This window comes from Catenovulum sp. 2E275 (assembly GCF_025515275.1).
GTDB lineage: Bacteria > Pseudomonadota > Gammaproteobacteria > Enterobacterales > Alteromonadaceae > Catenovulum.
Genome location: NZ_JAOPFU010000010.1, coordinates 34935 through 55719, shown reverse-complemented (window position 1 = coordinate 55719; position 20785 = coordinate 34935). Strand labels below are relative to the sequence as shown.

Genomic DNA, 20785 nt, shown 5'->3' with positions numbered 1-20785 from the left:
GTGCAAAATGATTCTCAGGCTCAGTCATTAATTAATAGTGCGAAACAAGTAATTGATATTGAATTAGAAGCTATCAAGACACTTTATCAATCTCTTGATCAAAACTTTACTCAAGCCTGTGAGTTGTTATTAAATTGCCGTGGTAAAACAGTGGTGACCGGAATCGGTAAATCAGGCCATGTTGCTCGAAAAATTGCAGCGACTTTAGCCAGCACAGGCTCACCTGCTTTTTTTGTGCATCCAGCAGAAGCCTGCCACGGTGATTTAGGGATGATCAGTAAACAAGATGTTGTGATTGCCCTCTCCAACTCAGGTGAAAGCTCTGAATTTATGACTATAGTGCCTGTAATTAAAAGAATTGGCGCAAAAATGATCGCTTTAACCAGCAATCCTAAATCTAGTTTAGCTGAGTTATCGGATATCCATATTTTAGTTAAGGCAGATAAAGAAGCCTGCCCTCTAGGCTTAGCCCCAACTGCCAGTACAACCGCAGCAACTGTTATGGGCGATGCATTAGCAATTGCACTGCTCGAAGCTCGGGAATTTTCGGCTGATGACTTTGCTTTTTCACATCCATTAGGCAACCTAGGTCGCAAATTATTACTCAAAGTAAAAGATTTAATGCACGCAGGTGAGTTTTTGCCTGTCGTTAGTGAGAATACTCCAATTGCCGAGGCTCTGATTGAAATTTCCCAAAAAAGTTTAGGGTTTGTTGCAATTGTAAATCAACAAAACACCTTAACCGGCATTTTTACCGACGGTGATTTACGCCGGACACTAGATAAAAAAATTAATATTCATATCACCCCGATATATCAGGTAATGACTACGGGTAGTGTAACGATTCAACCAGATATGCTTGCTGCAGAGGCGTTAAAGTTAATGGAAGATAAAAAAGTAAATGGATTTGTAGTCATTAATGAGCTTGCCCAGCCAGTTGGTGCAATTAATATCCATGATTTATTAAAAGCGAAAGTTATTTAATGAGCAATCAAACCAATACGATATACGGTGCCATCAGTAATCAAACCGCTCAACTTTTTTTACAAACCAAACTACTTATTTGCGATATTGATGGGGTATTTTCAGACGGCCGTATTTACCTAGGCAATAATGGTGAAGAGTTAAAAGCTTTCCACACCCGTGACGGTTTTGGGATTAAAGCAATCATCAATGCCGGTATTCAAGTGGCTGTTATCACTGGGCGTAAATCTCAAATTGTTGAAAACCGAATGACCTCGTTAGGCATTCAACATATTTATCAGGGACAAGAAGATAAAACCAAAGCTTTTAAACAGTTATGCCAACAGTTGAACTTAACTGCGCAGCAAGTTGCCTATATAGGTGATGATGTTCCAGATTTAACTGTGATGAAACAAATTGGATTGGCAATTGCGGTTGCAGATGCCCACCCTCTTATATTAAATTTGGCCGATTATACCACTCGAAATAAAGGTGGATTTGGAGCTGTTAGAGAAGCTTGTGATATATTTTTACAAACTCGCGGTATATTAGAACAAGCCCAAGGTATGAGCGTATGAAACAGCTTTTGTTATCTGTTTTAGTTATTATTGCAGTTAGTCAATATTTTTGGCACGAATGGACTAATGAGCCTCAATCACAGGAAAAAGTAGATCAAGTTGCTCTACCAGATTATCAAATTAAGCAACTAATCCAAATTTCATATAATCAAGACGGGCATAGGCAAACTAAACTAAAAGCTGAAAATTTAGAATATTATCAAGAGCTGGAATTTACTTATTTTCAGCATCCTGAATATGTTTTATATTCAGATAAACAAGAATCAAGTTGGATATTAACTGCAAACGAAAGCGGTATTTATGATAATCGTCACTTAGAGTTAGAAGGCAATGTATTAATAAAATCAACAGAACCAACTGACTGGCTTAATGAAATTAAAGTGTCTAGGCTTAACATGGACTTAACCGAACATACTATTAATAGTAAAGCTCAAGTACAAGCTCATGGAAATAAACTTGAGGTTGTAGGTAAAGGGTTGCAGGGCAATCTTAAGACAAAAGAATTTGAATTAACACAACATGTTCAGGCTACTTACCTTGTTAAATAAAAAACTTATATTTGGCTTATTAGCCATTCAAATAAACGCATGGGCTCTTGAATCTGATTTTAAAGAGAATATAGTGATTGATGCGCAAAATCAGCAATTAGATATCAATACGAATACTTTAACTTTTAGTGGAAAAGTTGAAGTATCCCAAGGGTCACTACTTATGACCTCCGATAAATTACAGGTAATTAAAGGGGCTAATCCACAACAAGACCAAGATGTACTTATTGCCAGTGGAACTCCTGCTCATTATCAACAAGAGCTAGAAAATGGCGCACACCTGACCGCGAGCGCAAATCAAATACACTATCGAGTAGCAGACCGGATACTCACTTTGACCGGTAATGCACAAATCTCACAACAAGGCAGTCAGGTTAGTGGTGATAAAATAGAATATAACCTAAATTTACAAAAGTTAGTTGCTTCTTCAGAGCAAACTAGTGGTAACAGAGTTCGAACTGTTTTAACCCCAAAAAGTGATAACTAATGGCACAGTTAATTGCAAAAGATCTTGCAAAATCCTATAAAAAAAGACAAGTTGTAAAAAATGTTTCTTTATCGGTTGAATCCGGCAGCATAGTAGGCTTGCTAGGGCCAAACGGAGCTGGTAAAACGACCACTTTTTATATGATAGTAGGGCTAGTTGAAAACGATTTAGGCTCTATTCATATTGATGATACCGATATGACATTTTATCCTATGCATGAAAGAGCACGTGCGGGGGTTGGATATTTACCTCAGGAATCATCAATTTTTAAGAAATTAACAGTCAGCCAAAATATCTTTTCTATTTTAGAAATGCGAAAAGATATAACGCAAAAGCAAAAAAAAGCTAAACTAGAAGAGTTACTAGAAGAGTTTCATATTACTCATATCAGAGACAGTCAAGGTATGGCTTTATCGGGAGGTGAGCGTCGTCGAGTCGAAATAGCTAGAGCTTTGGCAGCCGATCCTCAATTTATTTTATTAGATGAGCCTTTTGCCGGAGTTGACCCAATTTCGGTGATTGATATAAAACGTATAATCACCCACCTAAAAGATAGAGGATTAGGGGTTTTAATTACCGACCATAATGTAAGAGAAACTTTGGATGTATGCGAAAAAGCATATATAGTCAGTCAGGGGCGACTAATTGCATCGGGCAGCCCAGAAGAAGTATTAAGCAACAAGCAAGTCCGAGACGTATATTTAGGCGAGCAGTTTAAATTATAATGAAGCAATCAATTCAGCTAAAATTTGGTCAACATCTAACCATGACCCCACAATTGCAACAAGCTATTCGTTTGTTGCAATTATCATCATTGGATTTACAACAAGAAATACAGGAAGCCCTAGATAGCAATCCTCTATTAGAGGCTGACGAGCATCAAGATGATTTTGAATCTCTGGAAGATTTCCATCAAAATAAAAAACAAAAAGAAGAGCAGCAAACAAACGAGCATGACTCTCAAGAAGAGTATGCTATTCCAGACAGCCATGATGAAATCACAAACCAAGAGATTCCCGAACAATTACCGACAGATAGTACCTGGGATGATCACTTTACTCAGGGCAGCTCCTCTGGTAGCAGTAATAGCTACTCAGCCGATGACGATACGGTTTATCAAGGCGAAACTATAGAATCAATTAGAGATCACCTGCTTTGGCAAATGGACCTTACACCTTTCTCTCCAACCGACAGGGCTATAGCAATTGCAATCATTGATGCTGTTGATGATTCTGGTTATCTAACAGTAACAGCTCAGGATATTTTAGACAGCCAAGGAAATGAAGAGATTGAATTGGATGAAATTGAAGCAGTCCTAAAACGCATCCAAGTATTTGACCCTATTGGAGTTGCTGCTAGAAGTACACAAGAATGCCTATTAATTCAACTCAATCAGTTTGCACCAGAGACGCCTTGGTTAAATGAAGCTAAACTAGTAATTAGAAATTATATTGAACTCTTAGGTAATCGGGACTATCGAACTTTATTAAGAAAAGCAAAATTAAAAGAAGATGAATTAAGAGAAATAATGAAACTGATTCAATCACTCAACCCTAGACCGGGTAATAGTGTGGTTGCAGAAGAAGCACAATATATAGTACCGGACGTCTCAGTTAAAAAAGTAAATAGTCAATGGATAGTTGAGCTAAATCCAGAAAGTGTGCCTAAACTTAGATTAAATGCTGAATATGCTGCCATGTCTAAAACGGCTCGAAATACAGCAGATAGCCAATTTATTCGGTCACATATGCAAGAGGCAAAATGGTTTATAAAAAGCTTGGAAAGTCGTAATGATACGCTATTAAAAGTAGCCCGTTGTATTGTTAAGCAGCAGCAAGATTTTTTTGAGTATGGTGAAGAAGCAATGAAACCAATGGTACTCAACGATGTAGCAGAAGAAGTAGAGATGCATGAATCAACTATCTCTCGTGTAACCACGCAGAAATATATGCATACACCAGCTGGTATTTTTGAACTTAAATATTTCTTCTCTAGCCATGTCAGCACTGAAAATGGAGGAGAATGTTCTTCAACTGCAATCAGAGCTTTGATTAAAAAACTTGTTTCTGCTGAGAACCCAGCAAAGCCTTTAAGTGATAGCAAGATAGCAGAATTATTAGCGGATCAAGGTATTAAAGTTGCACGTCGAACGATAGCAAAATACCGTGAATCGTTATCAATTCCGCCATCTAATCAACGTAAGAGCCTTATATAGGCGATAAACCAAAAGGAAAAGTCTATGCAAATTAACCTAACTGGTCATCATGTCGATATTACAAGTTCATTACGCGAATATGTCGATACTAAGTTTGCCAAACTAGAACGCCATTTTGATCATATCAACAATGTGCATGTCATCCTAAATGTTGAGAAGCTAAACCAAACAGCTGAAGCAACGCTCCACTTAACTGGCGGAGAAGTTTTTGCCAACGCAGAGCATACAGATATGTATGCGGCAATTGACTCGTTAATTGATAAACTAGATCGCCAAGTCATTAAACATAAAGAGAAAATGAAACGTCATTAATGGATATTCAATCTTTTCTAAGCTTGGACTGCACCGCTTGTGCAGTCCCAGTTACAAGTAAAAAACGCCTTTTAGAGCTCATTAGTCAAATAGCGGCACAAAAGTTAACAGATTTAACTGAACAAGATATTCTAGAAGCTTTAATGCATAGGGAAAGACTAGGTAGTACAGGTATAGGTAATGGAATAGCTTTGCCCCACGGCCGCTTATCTAACTCAACACAAACAGTTGCTGTATTAATTACAGCAGAAAATGCAATTAACTTTGATGCTATTGATAATCAACCTGTTAATGTTTTTTTTGCACTATTGGTTCCCGAAGCCGAATGTAAAGCGCATTTAAAATCATTAGCTGCAGTTGCAGAAAAATTATCTGATAAAACTATTTTAAAACGAATCAGAACAGCGCAAACTAATCAGGAACTCTACCAAATAATCACGGAATAAATTAATGCAACAGCTCGTCATTTTATCTGGACGCTCTGGTTCAGGAAAATCTACCGCGCTTGACCAACTCGAGGATGCCGGTTTTTATTGTATTGATAATATACCTATTCAACTTTTACCTTTTTTGCCTGAGGCTTTAAAAGGTAAATATAGCCATGTTGCACTTAATTTGGATATTCGCAATATCTCTGACTGGCAGCAAGATCTAGCTCAGATTATTGATCAATTAAAAGCATCGAGTGATATCATTGTGGTTTACATGGATGCTAATGATAGAACCTTATTAAAAAGGTACTCTGAAACCCGCAGAATGCATCCATTATCGATTACTACTGCGAGTTTAAGTTTGGATGAAGCAATCAAAGAAGAAGGCGAATTATTAAGCCCAATTCGTGAAATCAGTGATTTATTTATAGATACTAGCGAACTTAGCATTCACGACTTAAACAAAATTATTATTAATAAAGTTTTAAATAAAAAAGCAGGTAAATTAAAACTGGTATTTCAGTCGTTTGGATTTAAATATGGTCTACCGACTGACGCCGATTATGTATTTGATGCCCGCTTTCTGCCTAACCCCCATTGGGATGAATCACTCAGACCAATGACAGGTTTAGACAAACCGGTTCAAGCTTTTTTAAAAAGCCATGAAGAAGTTCAGGAGTTTATTCGTAAAATTGCGGATTGTATTGAGTCTTGGTTACCTATGCTTGAGCAAAATAACCGTAGTTATGTAACAGTGGCAATAGGTTGTACTGGCGGTAAACACAGATCCGTTTATATTGCTGAAGAGTTAGGCTGGTATTTTGCAGCTTCACAATCCGATGTGTCTATTGTTCACCGCGAACAATCCAAGCATTAACAGATACCAAACATGAACCAAGTCAGTAAAACTTTATTTATCAAAAATAAGCTGGGGTTACACGCCCGAGCCGCCACTCAGCTTGTACAACTAGCCCAATCTTATACAAGTGAAATTATGATCGTTTGCGGCGGCAAAACCGCCAATGCAAACAGCGTAATGGGGTTATTGTTATTGTCCGGCGCAACTGGCACAGAAATAGAAGTAAAGTGTCAGGGAGAAGATGCCCAAGCCGCATTAGAAGCTGTAGAAGCATTAATCAACGCCCGCTTTCATGAAGGCGAATAAGGTAAACAAAAATAGATAGATTTCACGATAAGTCATTCTGTCGTAGCCATTTTTTTTTACTTTAGGTAAACTAACTTCCACCTGCCTATAATCACCTTTGATACGGAGATTAAATAATAAATGCCTGAAGCTTACGAACAAAGCTTGTCTAATCAAACATTACTTGAGTTAACCGCTGCGTTAAACCGGGGTATGTTTGTGCACGTTCGTAATGCCCTCCATAACATGCCTGCGGTTGATGTTGCATTTATTTTAGAGTCTACTCCGGTCAAAACCCGCTTTGCATTCTGGCAATTAATTGATTCTGAATTTCATGGTGAAATACTCGAAGAACTAAGCGAAGATGTACGGACCAGTATCGTTCGCCAAATGATGCCAGAAGCGGTTGCCGAAGCAACCGAAGGCATGGATACAGACGATTTAGCTCAAGTTTTACGGAGTTTACCGGATGAGCTTTATCAGGAAGTATTAAATTCACTAGATCATCAGGACAGACACAGAGCAGAAGCTGCCTTAGCCTACGAAGAATTTACCGCTGGCTCTGTGATGAATACAGATACAGTTACAATTCGTCCAGATGTAACGGTTGAAGTGGTTTTACGTTATTTACGTATGCGTGCAGAACTACCTAAGAATACCGACAGCCTTTATGTTGTTGATGAAAGTGACGTTTTAATTGGGGAAATCAGTTTAAGTAAATTAGTCACTTCTCAGCCGGACTTATTAATTGCCCAGTTAATGAATACCGAAGTCAATCCAATTCCGGCAACCATGTCAGAGTCTGAAGCGGCTCAACAATTTGAGCGTTATAACTGGGTGTCTGCCGCTGTTGTTAATGAGCAAAATCACCTACTTGGCCGAATCACAATTGATGATATGGTTGATATTATCCGTGAAGATGCCGAACACTCTATGATGAGTATGGCAGGTTTAGACGATGAAGAAGACACCTTTGCCCCTGTTGTTCAAAGTACCAAAAAACGCTCAATCTGGTTAGGTGTAAACCTGTTAACTGCTTTACTTGCCGCTATGGTATCTGACTTATTTGAAGATATTTTAAGCCAGCTAGCGGTATTAGCTATTTTAAACACGATAGTACCAAGCATGGGTGGTGTTGCAGGGAACCAAACTTTAACTTTGGTCATTCGTGCAATGGCACTTGGTCATGTTTTGCCAACCAATACCCGAAGTTTATTAATTAAAGAATTAACTATAGGTTTATTAAACGGGGTAATTTGGGCTGTTTTAATTGCAGGTATTGTTGGGATCTGGAAGCAGGATCTCACCTTAGCTGGCATCATTGCCTTTGCGATGTTAATGAATATGCTTGCTGCCGGTTTATCCGGGGTTACTATTCCGCTCGTCCTTAAAAAATTAAGGATTGATCCGGCTTTAGCGGGTAGTGTTATTTTAACTACGGTAACAGATATTATCGGTATTTTTGCGTTTTTAGGCAGCGCCTCTTTGCTGCTCAGCTAAGTATTTATAGAGAAAAACTCTTTAGACCTAAACAGGCTCTTTCTACAGGGAAATCCTTTTTACTTAACTGAATTTAATAAAGATTCACCTATAAACTTAACTAAAATTAAAGCTAAGTAATAATAGCTATGCAGGGATGGAAATAATTAATGAGTATTTTACGATATCGCCCAGAAATAGATGGGCTTAGGGCTATAGCGGTTACTGTCGTTGTGTTATTTCATGCAGGCCTTCAGCTATTTAATGGGGGGTTTGTCGGTGTTGATGTTTTTTTTGTCATCAGTGGTTACTTAATTACTTCGATTATTCTTAAAGAATCTGCTCAGGAAAAATTTAGTCTAAAGCTTTTTTGGCTCAAACGAATAAGACGAATCTGGCCAGCGCTTTATTGTGTTTTATTTGTATCGACTCTGTTGTTTGCATTTATCTATCCAATTAATCTCTACCACAACTTTATTCAATCCGCTTTCACCACTCAAGTTTTTGCCTCGAATATCTATTTTTGGAGTCAAGGAGGGTATTTTGGTTCTGCCCATGAGTTAAAACCACTGTTACATACGTGGAGTTTATCAATCGAAGAACAATTCTATATATTTTTTCCTCTATTATTGATTGGACTAAAACGATGGCTGGCCCAGTATACCCTATATGTAATAGGAACAATGACCATCATATCATTGATTTTATGTATTTTTTATACTAATTATGACTCAAACGCTGCGTTTTACTGGATACCTTTTCGTGCATGGGAGTTAGGAATTGGGGCTTGCGCTGCTATTTATGGAAAAAATATTAGCAAACCAAATATAGCTTCAATAACGAGCATACTAGGCTTAGCTCTAATTATAATCAGTGTATTTACATTTGATCACTTAACACCTTTCCCTTCCTATAGCGCATTATTGCCAACTACAGGCGCTTTATTAATTTTATTATCTAACTCACCAACAATTTTAGTCAACAAGATACTTTCAAGTAGTCCATTTACATTTATAGGTAAGATATCTTATTCAGTATACCTATGGCATTGGCCCATTGTTGTTTTAGCATTTTGGTTTTTTCCAGAAGGTCATTCCGCCCATGTAATAATTAGTATCGTACTACTGAGTTACTTATTGGGTTATCTAAGTTACCGATTTATAGAAACTCCTTTTAGAAATCACCATAAATTCCCCAATTCAGCTCTACTTAAAACATACGGCGTAGCAACATTGATTTTAATCGCTCTTTTAACTACGTTTCATTTTAATTCAAATGCTATTTTGGTCGATCCCGATAAACAAATCATTACACAATATTATAAAGCCCTAAAACCACCTATTAACCGAAAACAATGTACGGACGTGTACCGAAAGGGTCAAGATGAACTCTGTCAACTACGTAGTACATATAAAACACACTCAGACATTGATGTTTTTGTATGGGGTGATAGCCATGCTGATGTGTTAATGCCCGCATTTGAGCGATTAGTAGAGCAATCAGATATCAATATAGAGTACTCAACAACGCTTGGTTGCCAACCTATTATTAACATGAAAAGGGTTGATGTGAGTCATGTATGCAAAGATGTAAATGCGAGAGTATTAAGCCATATTCTAGATAATAATTATAAAACTGTGATTTTAGTCGGTTCGTTTGTACATAACATTGAAAAAGGTAATTTACGAGATATTAATGCCAAGCATAATGCGAGCTATGAAGATAGATTAGCTGAGTTTGCTAAAAACTTTCGTGCAACAGTGAAACAAATGCAGGATAAAAACATAAAAGTAATTGTATTTACCGAACCACCAAGGTTTTCCTATAATCCTTTATTTGAAACTTTACGGTCACAAACCCTTAATGTTTCAGGATATTTTCCAAAGCTTACAAAAGAACAGCATTATAAAAGAATTTCAGATGTTTATACGATAATAGACCAATCAGGTATATCTCGAAGGCTTGACTATACTAATTACTTTTGTCCAGAGTCAGAATGCAAGTATCAAGATCCTAATGGAGAGTTTCTAACATCTGATGGGAGTCATTTAAGTTATTACGGAGCGTTACAACTAAGCACTTATCTTATTAGCGATTTATCTAAAAGTTAGAAAAGAGAATTAACTCTCATTTTATGTCCTGAATAAAAATTACATATAGAAAATTTCATGGCTATAAATAGCGTACTTTTATTAATTAATAATGAAATTTTCTAATTTAGCTGTTGTCTATTAAGGCTTCTACCCAATAAACAACTAAAAGTCAGACAACAGCAGTAAGGTAAAAGTAGTTCTTTAGCTCAGTTTATAGAAAGACAGATTAGGTTAACTATAAATTTTGAATGTATAAAATAACAGCCAAAAACTAAAGCCATACCACAAAAGCTTCTTTGGGCATTGTTTAATAGCTAATGCCAAACTCTGCAGGAATAAAGTATAACTTCAATCAGACAATCCAATTTATGACGTTGAATATAGTGGCCAGCTTCAAGCACTTACTCTACATGGGTAACGCTGACACTTCCATTTTTAACGCAAAGCTCCATCATTTCATCACGGGCAAAATCCCTCGTTATCTCAACTAGATTATCCTCGCTATCAGGTGTTAAGTTTGCATTAAATGGTACCTCTTTGCAGTCTGGTGCTTGAATAACATATTGAACTTTATTGTCATTATCAATGCTACTTTCTGCTGAGTTCTCCCCTACGAAACAAGCTGTTAACCAAAATGGGATAGCAATTGCGATCAGAAGTTTACATTTTATTGCTTTCATAGATTTACTCATTTCAATATTTATTAACATTTATTTTACCAAAAATATTTTTATTTGTAAGTAAGCCAAATTTGTCGAGATATATTCTTAGTTAACAGTTGTCACTATGAATATGGATAATGATAACCCACCATAAATCTTAAAGTATATTGTAACCTTATCAGCGAAGTTATTAGTTATAACTATTTAATTTTTGGTAATAGCCGTGTAGTAGTATTTATAACACCTATCTGTACAGGCATACTATAAATAACGTTGACTTAATATTAAATGATTAAAGATAAAAGGGGGAACATCGGCAGACGATAACCAATTGAACATATTTTAAATGATTAAAATGTCGATTAACCACAAAGTCATTTATTTGAATGATTACTCATATTCTTTACTGCTAATAAAAGCTTTTGCGGTTGAAATGGTTTTACTAAGAAACCCTTCGCACCCAGAGACATCGCTTTTTTCACATTACCTATTGTAGAATGGGCTGTAATTATTGTAACTTTTGCTTCAATATCTTCAGCTAAAATCTCTTCAAATACATCCAATCCACTTTCATCACCGAGCTCTATATCCAAAAATGTAAAGTGGGGTTGCTCCTGTTGATACTTTGCCAATGCATCTTTAGCATTGCTTGCCTCAATGAAGTGATTAAACCCCAACTCTATTAACATTTTTCTTAAAAAGTCTCGCATAACTCTGGAATCATCGACGATCAAAACTCGATGTGGACGCACAGTTGTATTTTTCAGCTTAGTATTCATAGAAAACTTTAGCTGAACATAGCTCAGCTAATCCATGTTTAAAATATTTCAAGTAGTAGAGAGGTAACTTTCGAAAATAGGTACTTAGGATAATTTTATATAATTAAAAAATTTATACATAAAATATGCACTTTGATTAGTTACCAGCAATTTGCATTTCTTCAACTAATACCGAGCCACACTGAATACTGCCTTTAGGATCAATATCATCGCCAATAGCCACAATATTTTTAAGCATATCCGTTAATTTAGCCGCAATGGTAATTTCACTAACCGGATACTGAATTTCACCGTTTTCAACCCAAAAACCAGCAGCACCACGAGAATAATCACCTGTTACAATATTAACCCCCTGCCCCATCATTTCAGTAACCAATAATCCTGTGCCCAGCTTTTTCAGCATAGCATCAAAATCACCGCCACCTGCGCCAACTAACCAATTATGAATACCACCAGCATGACCTGTTGAAGCAAGCCCCATTTTACGCGCCGCATAAGAGGTTAATAACCAAGTATTCAAAACGCCGTTTTCAACTATTTTACGTTGCTGAGTTGCCACCCCTTCAGAGTCAAACGCACGGCTAGAGAGCCCTTGTTTAATAAAAGGATCTTCTTCAATTGTTAGCCATTTAGGAAAAACTTGCGTATTTAACGCATCCAATAAAAACGATGCTTTACGGTATAAATTACCACCGCTAATCCCAGCAATAAAATGACCAAACAAACTACTGGCAATTTCGCTGTTAAACAAAACCGGGACTTTACAGGTTTTAGCTTTTCTTGGGTTTAATCGCGATAACACTTCGTTTGCCGCTTTTTGACCAACCCACTGTGCGCTTTCTAAATGACCAAAAACACGAGAGACGGTATAAGCATAATCACGCTGCATATCATCACCATCGCGCGCAATTAACGCACAACTTAAACTATGGCGTGAACTTGGGTAAGCCGCAATTAACCCTGTGCTATTACCATATACTTTAAATCCCTGATGCGAAGAAAAAGATGCACCATCACTATTTTCAATCCGGCTATCTTGCTCCAATCCAGCTTTTTCACAAGCTAAGGCGATTTCAATTGCTTTATCAGAATTAATATTAGATGGATGGTATAAATCTAAATCCGGTATATCTTTTACCATTAAACTTGGATCAGCGATTCCAGTAAATGGATCTTCCGAAGTATATTTAGCAATATTACAGGCCGCTTCAACTGTCTTTTTTAATGCCTCTGGTGATAAATCTGAAGTAGATGCGCTGCCTTTGCGTTTACCAAACCACACCGCAATGCCTAATGCACCACCATAATCAAACTCAACTGTTTCAACTTCTTGTAAACGACAACCAACAGATAATCCCTGCTGTTTCGACATAGACACTTCAGCGTCACTTGCGCCTAATTTTTTTGCTAACGCCAATGCATCTTCAACTGCCTGACGTACCTGATTCATTTCTTCAAGCATACTGATAAGCCATTTATTAAATCTTGTGTTAATGTGCATTAGTGTATCATAACCGCCTGAATTTTCAGTAGTGTTCGATAACAAAGACAAACTGCTATAGTTAATGATAAAATAGCGCTATTCGCAGCGAGCATGAACAGATACAAATGACTAACGACTGGCAAGACAACCCAAATCACGAAGATGAAGAAATTATCTACGTGAGTAAATCAGAGCTAAAACGAGATGCTCAGGATTTACAAAAACTGGCAGATAAAATGTTGAGTTTATCACCAGCAAACCTAAAAAAATTACCTTTAAATCAGGATTTAACAGAAGCGGTAAAAGTTGCTGAAAAAATCCGAGATAAAAAAGGCGCTTATAATCGTCAACTGGCTTACATAGCTAAACTATTACGTTTTGGTGATCCTGAGCCAATTAAAATCGCAATAGCTAAAATTGAAAACCAGCATTTATTAGCTAACCAGCATTTTCATCAGTTAGAAGATATGCGAGATCAGGTTATTACCCAGGGCGATAGTAAAATTAATCAGTTAGTTGAAGAATTTCCGCTATTAGAGCGCGCTAAACTACGCCAGTTAGCCAGACAAGCGAAAAAAGAAGCTGAGCAAAACAAACCACCAAAATCAGCCCGCCAGCTATATCAATATTTAAAAGATAATATTCCGCACAAGCTTTAAGCCGGTTTAAGCTCACGCCAAACTGACAAATTCAATCTGGCGTGAGGTGTTACCGCTAAACTAAAACCGGTTTAGCGGGAGACTTTAACTTTATTATTCCGATCCCGACTATTACAGACCAACTCGTCACTGGCTTGAATGCTGTTTAATTTACTCACCCTGTCGTATAGCACAACATTTACGCTCATCGCTAAATTTAAGCAACCATACGTTGGGATATAAACCACATAATCGGCTTGATCAATAACAGCTTGTTCAATTGTGCCATCTTCCGGGCCAAAGATATAACAAGCGTTTTCCGGATGCTGAAAATCAGGTAATGCGATTGCGCCCTCTACTAAATCGACACAAATAATTTTGGCATTTTCAGGTGCAGCTTCAACCAGACAATCAACTCCAGTTAACGGAATATGGCGAAGCTGGTTTTTAGTATCGGTTTGGTATTTAGCGGCTCTTTCGTACCTTTGTCCGGTATAGTTAACGGCGTTGGCAGCAAAACAACCGGCGGCTCGCATAACAGCACCAACATTTGTTGGACTTTTAGGGTTGGTTAACCCTATAGTGACGCTGGGTTTTATCATAACTTAGTTGTAATCTGACTTTAAAAACCAAATTATCGCACTAACAGCCCCTAAAAACGAATAAAAAGCCAGCTAGGGTTTATAAAGGATATAAAAATGAATAAATTTAAGTCTTTAACCAGCATTTTAAGCGCCTTAATTTTAACCAGCCAATTATCTGCTTGTGCCAATAATCTAAATAACTCAACCAATGCTGATTGGATTGAGTTATTTAATGGTAAAAATTTAGATAACTGGACTGTGAAAATTAATCACCATAAAACCGGTGAAAACTATGCTGATACATTTAGGGTAGAGGACAAAACTCTAGCTGTTCGTTACGATCAATATACAGATTTTAATCAACGCTTTGGGCATATTTTTTATAACCAGCCATTTGATAATTTTCATTTAAAATTTGATTATAAGTTTAGCGGTGAGTTTTTAAAAAGCGCGCCAAGCTATGCTAAACGTAATAGTGGAGTGATGTTTTATAGCCAGTCGCCAGACTCTATCCAGCAACAACAAAACTGGCCAATTTCAGTTGAAATGCAATTATTGGCAGAACTGACTCCCGGCCAAGCCAGACCAACCGGAAATATGTGTTCACCGGGAACCGATATTATATATCAGGATAAAATTTATCCTGGACATTGTTTAAATTCCAACTCAAAAACTTATCCGATGGATCAATGGGTAAGCGCTGAACTAATTGTTAATCACGGTAAAATTACGCAAATCATTAACGGGGAAATCGTACTGGAATATGCCAGCCCATTTGCGACCAAAGATGATTTGATTCAGGGTGAAGATCCCGCCATTTGGCAACAAATGACGGTATTAACATCCGGTTATATTGGTTTTCAGAGTGAAGGCCAGCCGGTCGAATTTAAAAATATAAAAATTAAAGCGTTATAGAGCTAAATCAATAAAATAAAAGCCGGCATTTTCAGTCGGCTTTATTATACGTTTTTACAATTAATGCAGTTTTAATAAAGGTCTGAGCCTGCGGTTAATTCTGCCAACCAGCATTAATAGCAACATTTTTAAATATCCATGCAACGCGGCTTGGTGTAAACGATATAAAGAAATATATAAATGCCGGGCAATAGAACCTTCAACAAATACTTTTTTATTGGTCACGCTGGATAAAAACCCAACAGAGGTATAATCAGCAAACGAAACCAATGAGCCTTTATCTTTATAAACAAACTCAACCAGTGGTTTTTCAGCAATTAAATTTTGAATATTCTGACTGACTGTTTTTGCCATTTGGTGCGCCGATTGTGCTCTTGGCGGCACAAAGCTGCCATCTTTTTGTTTAAAACTCGCACAATCACCCAAAGCAAAAATATGTTCATCTTCATCCGATTGCATATAAGGGTTAACAACAATCTGATTAATTTTATTGGTATTTAATCCGCCAATATTTTTAAGTACATCTGCCCCTTTAACCCCTGCACACCAAACGGTAATATTCGCATCCAACTTTTGATCATCATTAATCAATACTCCGTCAGCCATTACCTGTTTAACCATAGTTTTGGTTTTAAGCTCAACCCCTAACTGAGTTAAAATTTTACTCGCAGAATCAGAAATTCGCTCAGGTAATGCGCCCAAAATACGGTCAGATGCTTCAATAATAGTGACTTGGATAGAGTGACGATTTACGTTTTTAAACCCATATACTTTTAATAAATCAGTGACTTTATAAAGCTCAGCCGATAATTCAACTCCGGTTGCACCCGCGCCTACAATAGCAATTTTAAGCGGATCATTGCCATCGGAGACTTTTATTTTTAAAAACTCATTAAGAATTTTTTGGTGGAATTTTTCTGCCTGACTGGTCGTATCTAAAGTTAAACAATGCTCTTTAACGCCCGGAGTGCCAAAATCATTAGTAATAGAGCCAATCGCCAATACCAAATAATCGTAATGAATTTCTCGCTCGGGTACAATCTCTTCACCGGTTTTGCTAAAAATGGCTTCAAGCTGAACAGTTTGGCTTTCTCTATCTAAACCTTTTAATTCACCTAGCTGAAACTCAAAATGATTGTTAGCAGCATGGGCTCGAAAATCGACACCATCCATATCCACATCTAAAGAGCCAGTTGCCACTTCATGATACAAAGGTTTCCAAATATGAAACGGGTATTTATCTAACAATAAAACATCAACCGATGCGTTATTTTTGTATTTATTACCAAGCTGAGTTGCCAGCTCTAAACCACCAGCGCCACCACCCACAATAACAATTTGTTTAGCCATGATAATCCTCAAATTTTAAAGTTTTATACCTAAACAATCTAAACAAATAAAACGCTTAGATATAAAGAAAAATAACCTGTGCAAGCTATCTTGCATCAACTCAGAACTAACTGCAATTAACGCTTGCATATAAATTAAATAAAGCCTGAATCGTCATAAAAGTTTTAAACCTGAATAAAAAACCTTTATCATTATCAACAAATTAGATACAAATTTAAGGTTAAAAAATGGCAGAGTTAAAAATTACAGATATCGAACTAGGCGATGGTAAAACAGCAGTAAAAGGGGCGCTTATTACCACTCATTACCGCGGCTGTTTAGCTGATGGCACTCAATTTGATTCATCGTACGATAAAGGTCAGGCTTTCCAATGTGTTATTGGCACAGGCCGGGTTATTAAAGGCTGGGATCAAGGCATTATCGGGATGAAAGTAGGCGGCAAACGTAAACTCGAAGTACCGGCAGAATTAGCTTATGGCGAACGCCAAATTGGCGATAAAATTCCGCCTAATTCAGATTTAAGTTTTGAAATAGAGTTATTAGAAGTATTAACCAGAGACGATTAACTCAAACGAGTTAAGAAATTAAAAGTCCGGGGCTTTCCCGGACTTTTAAACTAAAACAAAAGCTTAAAAATGGTTATTTAACCTCAACTCTGGAAAAGAAGTTAGTTAAAGCTTTAAATTGACTGGCCGTTAGTTTAATTTCGTTTTCTAGTGGTTATTTAACTTCTTCACCGGCAGCCTGTTTATCAGCATGATAACTTGAGCGCACCATAGGACCACTGGCGGCGTGGCTAAAGCCTAAACCATCAGCAATTTTACCTAATTCATCAAATTCACTTGGGTGAACATAGCGCTTAACCGGTAAATGGTGTTTTGACGGTTGTAAGTATTGCCCAAGCGTGAGCATATCCACATTATGTTCACGCAGGTCTTTTAATACTTCAATAATTTCTTCGTTAGTCTCGCCCATGCCCATCATTAAACCTGATTTAGTCGGCACATCTGGGTTAGCTTCTTTAAACTTACGTAATAACTCTAACGACCATTTATAATTAGCACCTGGGCGCGCCATTTTATATAAACGAGGTGCAGTTTCTAAATTATGATTAAATACATCTGGTGGGCTGGTATTTAATATTTCCAGCGCAACATCCATTCGGCCACGAAAGTCCGGTACTAAAACTTCAATTTTAATCTCTGGGCTGTATTTACGGATCGCATCAATACAATCAACAAAATGCTGTGCGCCACCATCCCGTAAATCGTCTCTGTCTACCGAGGTGATCACCACATATTTAAGACCCATTTCACCTATAGTTTTACCTAGCTTTTCTGGCTCATCAGCATCCGGTTCTAGCGGGCGACCATGCGCAACATCACAAAACGGACAACGACGTGTACAAATATCGCCTAAAATCATAAATGTAGCTGTGCCGTGGTTAAAACACTCAGCTAAATTAGGGCAAGATGCTTCTTCACACACTGAATGTAAACCATTTTTACGCATGGTTTTTTTAATGTGATCGATTTTTTCAGTTGTTGGCGGTAATTTAATTTTAATCCAATCCGGCTTACGCAACATTTCCGACTTTTCAGTGGGAATAATTTGTACCGGAATTAAGCGCATTTTATCTTGGTCACGCATTTTTACGCCGGCTTCAGGGCGTGCTGGTTTATTCATTATTAAATCCTACCTGTTCAACAATCTCTTGATACGCAAGTTGCTTTTTAAATTCTTCGGTCAGTAACTGGCTGGCTTCCATCACGGTATGAGGGCCATTTAATTGACTGGTTTGAGTCATTTTCAATCCCTGATAACCACAAGGGTTAATTCGCAAAAAAGGCGATAAATCCATATTAATATTTAAAGCTAAGCCATGAAAAGAACAACCGCGTCTAATTCTTAATCCTAATGAAGCTATTTTGCAATTATCAACATAAACACCAGGCGCGTCCGGCTTAGGGTAAGCGTTAATTGAAAAAGGCGTTAAAATATTGACTATGCTGTTTTCAATAATGCTTACAAGCTGGCGTACGCCAATGCCTTTTCGGCGAATATTAATGAGTGTATAACCCACTAATTGCCCTGGCCCGTGATAAGTGACCTGACCACCACGGTCGGCTTTCACCACTGGAATATCACCCGGCATTAAAACATGCTCAGCTTTTCCGGCTTGTCCCTGAGTAAATACGCTGGGATGTTCCACCCACCAAAGTTCATCCGCTGTGTTATCGTCTCTTTGTTGAGTAAAATCCTGCATCAGTTGCAAGGTTGACTCGTAAGGGCGAACACCTAACTGTCGAACTATAAGTTGTTGAGTTGTTTCCAAAATAGCAACCTCAGGTTATTGCCTACATAACCATACGTACGGTATCAATTTCAGCCAAGGCTTTATACAAAGTTTCGAGCTGCTCTTTACTTTGTGCCTGAATGGTAATGGTGACTGATTGAAAGTTTCCTTTACCACTTGGTTTGGACGTTGGGCGATAATCACCCGGCGCATGCTGCTGTACCACAGTCACAACTTTATCCATTAATTTATCATCTGCCAGCCCTAAAACTTTAAACGGAAACTGACAAGGAAACTCTAATAATTCATCAAATTTGGTTTTCATAACACTCACACAAGCTATCGTGAACAAACATCATACTTGAAATTTTGCTGAACTAAGAGGTGATTTAAAGCGGCTTTCGGTTATAACCACTATAAACAAGCTGAACTCTGTGATTAGCAAAATAAACGATGGGGTATTATATAAAAATTCTGGCAGGATTAAAAAAACAAAAGCGCAGTTCAGATAAACTAACTGCGCTTTTATTGATTTGTATAAAATAAAACTTATTTTAACTGCATTTTAATATAGTCGATTGCTTTGCTGAACATACCGCCTTCTTCTACGCTTTCTAGCGCAACTAAAGGATATTGTGCAACATCTTCGCCTTCAACCTGTAAAAATAACTTACCCACCACAGTGCCTTTTTGAATAGGTGCAATTAGCTCTTGATCCAGCTGAATATTTGCCTTTAAGTTTTTGCGCTGACCACGCGCAATGGTGATCATAGTATCTTGCGCAATACCTAACTGAACTGTATCTTGAGCGCCCATCCAAACTTGCTGGTCTGCAAACTTAGTACCGGCTTCATACGGTGTAATGGTTTCAAAAAAGCGGAAACCATAATTGAGTAATTTTTTATTTTCTTCTTTACGAGCACGCTCTGATTCAGTACCCATTACCACAGAAACCAAACGCATATCACCTTTAGTTGCAGAGGTAATTAAGCTATAACCCGCCGCTTCGGTATGGCCGGTTTTAATACCATCCACATCTAAACTTTTATCCCATAACAAGCTATTACGGTTGTATTGTTTAATTCCGTTATAGGTGAATGATTTTTCTTTATAAATCGCATATTCGTCTGGCACATCACGAATTAAAGCAACCGCTAGTTTTGACATGTCACGAGGCGTTGTGTAGTGATCAGATGCGGTTAAACCGTGGCTATTTTCAAAATGACTTTGAGTCATTCCTAGCTTTTCAGCATGTGCATTCATCAATGACGCAAATGCTCCCTCTGTACCAGCGATATGCTCAGCCATTGCGACACAAGCATCATTACCAGACTGAATAATTATCCCGCGGTTTAAATCTTCTACCGGAATTTGTTTACCCACTTCAATAAACATTTTTGATGATTCAGGGAAGTTTTTTGCCCAAGCATTTTCACTAACTGTCACTAAATCCGTAGGTTTAACATTACCTGCTTTAATTTCTAAACCAATCACGTAACTGGTCATCATTTTGGTTAATGATGCCGGATTTAATTGCATATCTGCATTTTCTTCTGAAATAACATAACCCGTATTGTAGTCAATTAAGATATGGCCTTTAGCATTGACTTTCGGTGGGGTTGGCGTAACCGCCGCAGATTGGAAATGAACAAGAAGTAAAGAGGCAGAAGCGACAGAAAATAAAGTATTGAGGATTTTCATATTCATTCTTATAAGTTAACTGATTTTAATTTTATCCACTCTCGTGGCACTATTCGCTGATTATAACAAGTTCAGATTTGATTCACAGTGCAAATCCAAATTATGAGAAATAGATCTATATCATAGA

The 20785-nt window shown here is 37.5% G+C and carries 24 protein-coding genes; 15 read left to right on the top strand and 9 right to left on the bottom strand.

The features are described 5' to 3' along the window. The 12 genes from N7931_RS07435 to N7931_RS07380 all read left to right on the top strand — a co-directional run bounded on the left by N7931_RS07435 (nt 1) and on the right by N7931_RS07380 (nt 10268). Nucleotides 1-984, top strand: coding sequence for a KpsF/GutQ family sugar-phosphate isomerase (locus N7931_RS07435; protein ID WP_262793057.1), 984 nt, complete (start codon nt 1-3; stop codon nt 982-984). Then, complete coding sequence (gene kdsC, locus N7931_RS07430; protein ID WP_262793056.1) at nt 984-1541, top strand: 3-deoxy-manno-octulosonate-8-phosphatase KdsC; 558 nt, start codon at nt 984-986, stop codon at nt 1539-1541. Before N7931_RS07435 ends, kdsC begins: the two co-directional genes overlap by 1 nt. Beyond that, nucleotides 1538-2089, top strand: a complete 552-nt coding sequence (lptC, locus tag N7931_RS07425) for an LPS export ABC transporter periplasmic protein LptC (protein ID WP_262793054.1) — start codon at nt 1538-1540, stop codon at nt 2087-2089. The genes kdsC and lptC overlap by 4 nt, the downstream gene beginning before the upstream one ends. Continuing rightward, nucleotides 2079-2576, top strand: coding sequence for a lipopolysaccharide transport periplasmic protein LptA (lptA, locus tag N7931_RS07420; protein ID WP_262793052.1), 498 nt, complete (start codon nt 2079-2081; stop codon nt 2574-2576). The genes lptC and lptA overlap by 11 nt, the downstream gene beginning before the upstream one ends. After that, nucleotides 2576-3301, top strand: a complete 726-nt coding sequence (gene lptB / locus N7931_RS07415) for an LPS export ABC transporter ATP-binding protein (protein ID WP_262793050.1) — start codon at nt 2576-2578, stop codon at nt 3299-3301. Before lptA ends, lptB begins: the two co-directional genes overlap by 1 nt. Beyond that, nucleotides 3301-4791 (top strand): RNA polymerase factor sigma-54, encoded by a 1491-nt coding sequence (locus tag N7931_RS07410; protein ID WP_262793048.1) that lies wholly within the window; start codon nt 3301-3303, stop codon nt 4789-4791. Before lptB ends, N7931_RS07410 begins: the two co-directional genes overlap by 1 nt. A gap of 24 nt (nt 4792-4815) precedes the next feature. Then, nucleotides 4816-5103 carry a ribosome hibernation promoting factor gene (gene hpf, locus N7931_RS07405; RefSeq protein ID WP_262793047.1) on the top strand — a complete coding sequence of 96 codons (288 nt, stop codon included), beginning with the start codon at nt 4816-4818 and terminating at the stop codon, nt 5101-5103. Then, nucleotides 5103-5549 carry a PTS IIA-like nitrogen regulatory protein PtsN gene (ptsN, locus tag N7931_RS07400; protein WP_262793045.1) on the top strand — a complete coding sequence of 149 codons (447 nt, stop codon included), beginning with the start codon at nt 5103-5105 and terminating at the stop codon, nt 5547-5549. The genes hpf and ptsN overlap by 1 nt, the downstream gene beginning before the upstream one ends. A gap of 4 nt (nt 5550-5553) precedes the next feature. Next, nucleotides 5554-6411, top strand: coding sequence for an RNase adapter RapZ (gene rapZ, locus N7931_RS07395; protein WP_262793043.1), 858 nt, complete (start codon nt 5554-5556; stop codon nt 6409-6411). A gap of 12 nt (nt 6412-6423) precedes the next feature. Next, a complete protein-coding gene (locus N7931_RS07390; RefSeq protein ID WP_262793041.1) occupies nt 6424-6699 on the top strand; it encodes an HPr family phosphocarrier protein in 276 nt (91 codons plus the stop codon). A gap of 120 nt (nt 6700-6819) precedes the next feature. After that, on the top strand, nt 6820-8178 hold the full coding sequence (gene mgtE, locus N7931_RS07385; protein ID WP_262793039.1) for a magnesium transporter: 1359 nt from the start codon (nt 6820-6822) through the stop codon (nt 8176-8178). Nucleotides 8179-8327: 149 nt separating this feature from the next. Then, nucleotides 8328-10268: an acyltransferase family protein gene (locus N7931_RS07380; RefSeq protein WP_262793038.1), complete on the top strand. Its 1941-nt coding sequence runs from the start codon at nt 8328-8330 to the stop codon at nt 10266-10268. Nucleotides 10269-10651: 383 nt separating this feature from the next. On the opposite strand, the gene N7931_RS07375 is transcribed toward N7931_RS07380, so the two are convergent. The 3 genes from N7931_RS07375 to pmbA all read right to left on the bottom strand — a co-directional run bounded on the left by N7931_RS07375 (nt 10652) and on the right by pmbA (nt 13153). Continuing rightward, nucleotides 10652-10960 carry a hypothetical protein gene (locus tag N7931_RS07375; RefSeq protein WP_262793036.1) on the bottom strand — a complete coding sequence of 103 codons (309 nt, stop codon included), beginning with the start codon at nt 10958-10960 and terminating at the stop codon, nt 10652-10654. Nucleotides 10961-11286: 326 nt separating this feature from the next. Then, on the bottom strand, nt 11287-11691 hold the full coding sequence (locus N7931_RS07370) for a response regulator (RefSeq protein WP_262793034.1): 405 nt from the start codon (nt 11689-11691) through the stop codon (nt 11287-11289). A 136-nt stretch (nt 11692-11827) separates the two neighbouring features. After that, nucleotides 11828-13153 carry a metalloprotease PmbA gene (pmbA, locus tag N7931_RS07365; RefSeq protein ID WP_262793125.1) on the bottom strand — a complete coding sequence of 442 codons (1326 nt, stop codon included), beginning with the start codon at nt 13151-13153 and terminating at the stop codon, nt 11828-11830. Nucleotides 13154-13299: 146 nt separating this feature from the next. Here pmbA and yjgA point away from each other — a divergent pair, with 146 nt between their 5' ends. Continuing rightward, entirely contained in the window at nt 13300-13833 is a 534-nt protein-coding gene (gene yjgA / locus N7931_RS07360; protein WP_262793032.1) for a ribosome biogenesis factor YjgA, read from the top strand. Between the two features lie 71 nt (nt 13834-13904). Here yjgA and N7931_RS07355 read toward each other — a convergent pair whose 3' ends face one another. Then, nucleotides 13905-14414 (bottom strand): RNA methyltransferase, encoded by a 510-nt coding sequence (locus N7931_RS07355; RefSeq protein ID WP_262793030.1) that lies wholly within the window; start codon nt 14412-14414, stop codon nt 13905-13907. 96 nt (nt 14415-14510) lie between these two features. Here N7931_RS07355 and N7931_RS07350 point away from each other — a divergent pair, with 96 nt between their 5' ends. Beyond that, entirely contained in the window at nt 14511-15311 is an 801-nt protein-coding gene (locus N7931_RS07350; RefSeq protein WP_262793028.1) for a DUF1080 domain-containing protein, read from the top strand. 60 nt (nt 15312-15371) lie between these two features. Here the strand turns inward: N7931_RS07350 and N7931_RS07345 are convergent, their stop codons facing one another. Further along, nucleotides 15372-16661, bottom strand: a complete 1290-nt coding sequence (locus tag N7931_RS07345) for an NAD(P)/FAD-dependent oxidoreductase (RefSeq protein ID WP_262793027.1) — start codon at nt 16659-16661, stop codon at nt 15372-15374. Nucleotides 16662-16888: 227 nt separating this feature from the next. Between N7931_RS07345 and N7931_RS07340 the strand changes: the two genes are divergently transcribed. Continuing rightward, the gene (locus N7931_RS07340) at nt 16889-17227 is read left to right on the top strand and encodes an FKBP-type peptidyl-prolyl cis-trans isomerase (protein ID WP_262793026.1); all 339 of its coding nucleotides are present in this window, start codon (nt 16889-16891) and stop codon (nt 17225-17227) included. Between the two features lie 154 nt (nt 17228-17381). Here the strand turns inward: N7931_RS07340 and lipA are convergent, their stop codons facing one another. The 4 genes from lipA to N7931_RS07320 form a co-directional block, all read right to left on the bottom strand. Continuing rightward, entirely contained in the window at nt 17382-18347 is a 966-nt protein-coding gene (gene lipA / locus N7931_RS07335; protein WP_262793025.1) for a lipoyl synthase, read from the bottom strand. Further along, a complete protein-coding gene (lipB, locus tag N7931_RS07330) occupies nt 18340-18927 on the bottom strand; it encodes a lipoyl(octanoyl) transferase LipB (protein WP_410369342.1) in 588 nt (195 codons plus the stop codon). The genes lipA and lipB overlap by 8 nt, the downstream gene beginning before the upstream one ends. A 91-nt stretch (nt 18928-19018) precedes the next feature. Then, complete coding sequence (gene ybeD, locus N7931_RS07325) at nt 19019-19282, bottom strand: DUF493 family protein YbeD (protein WP_262793024.1); 264 nt, start codon at nt 19280-19282, stop codon at nt 19019-19021. 224 nt (nt 19283-19506) lie between these two features. Further along, nucleotides 19507-20658 carry a serine hydrolase gene (locus N7931_RS07320; RefSeq protein WP_262793022.1) on the bottom strand — a complete coding sequence of 384 codons (1152 nt, stop codon included), beginning with the start codon at nt 20656-20658 and terminating at the stop codon, nt 19507-19509. Between the last annotated feature and the right edge of the window lie 127 nt (nt 20659-20785).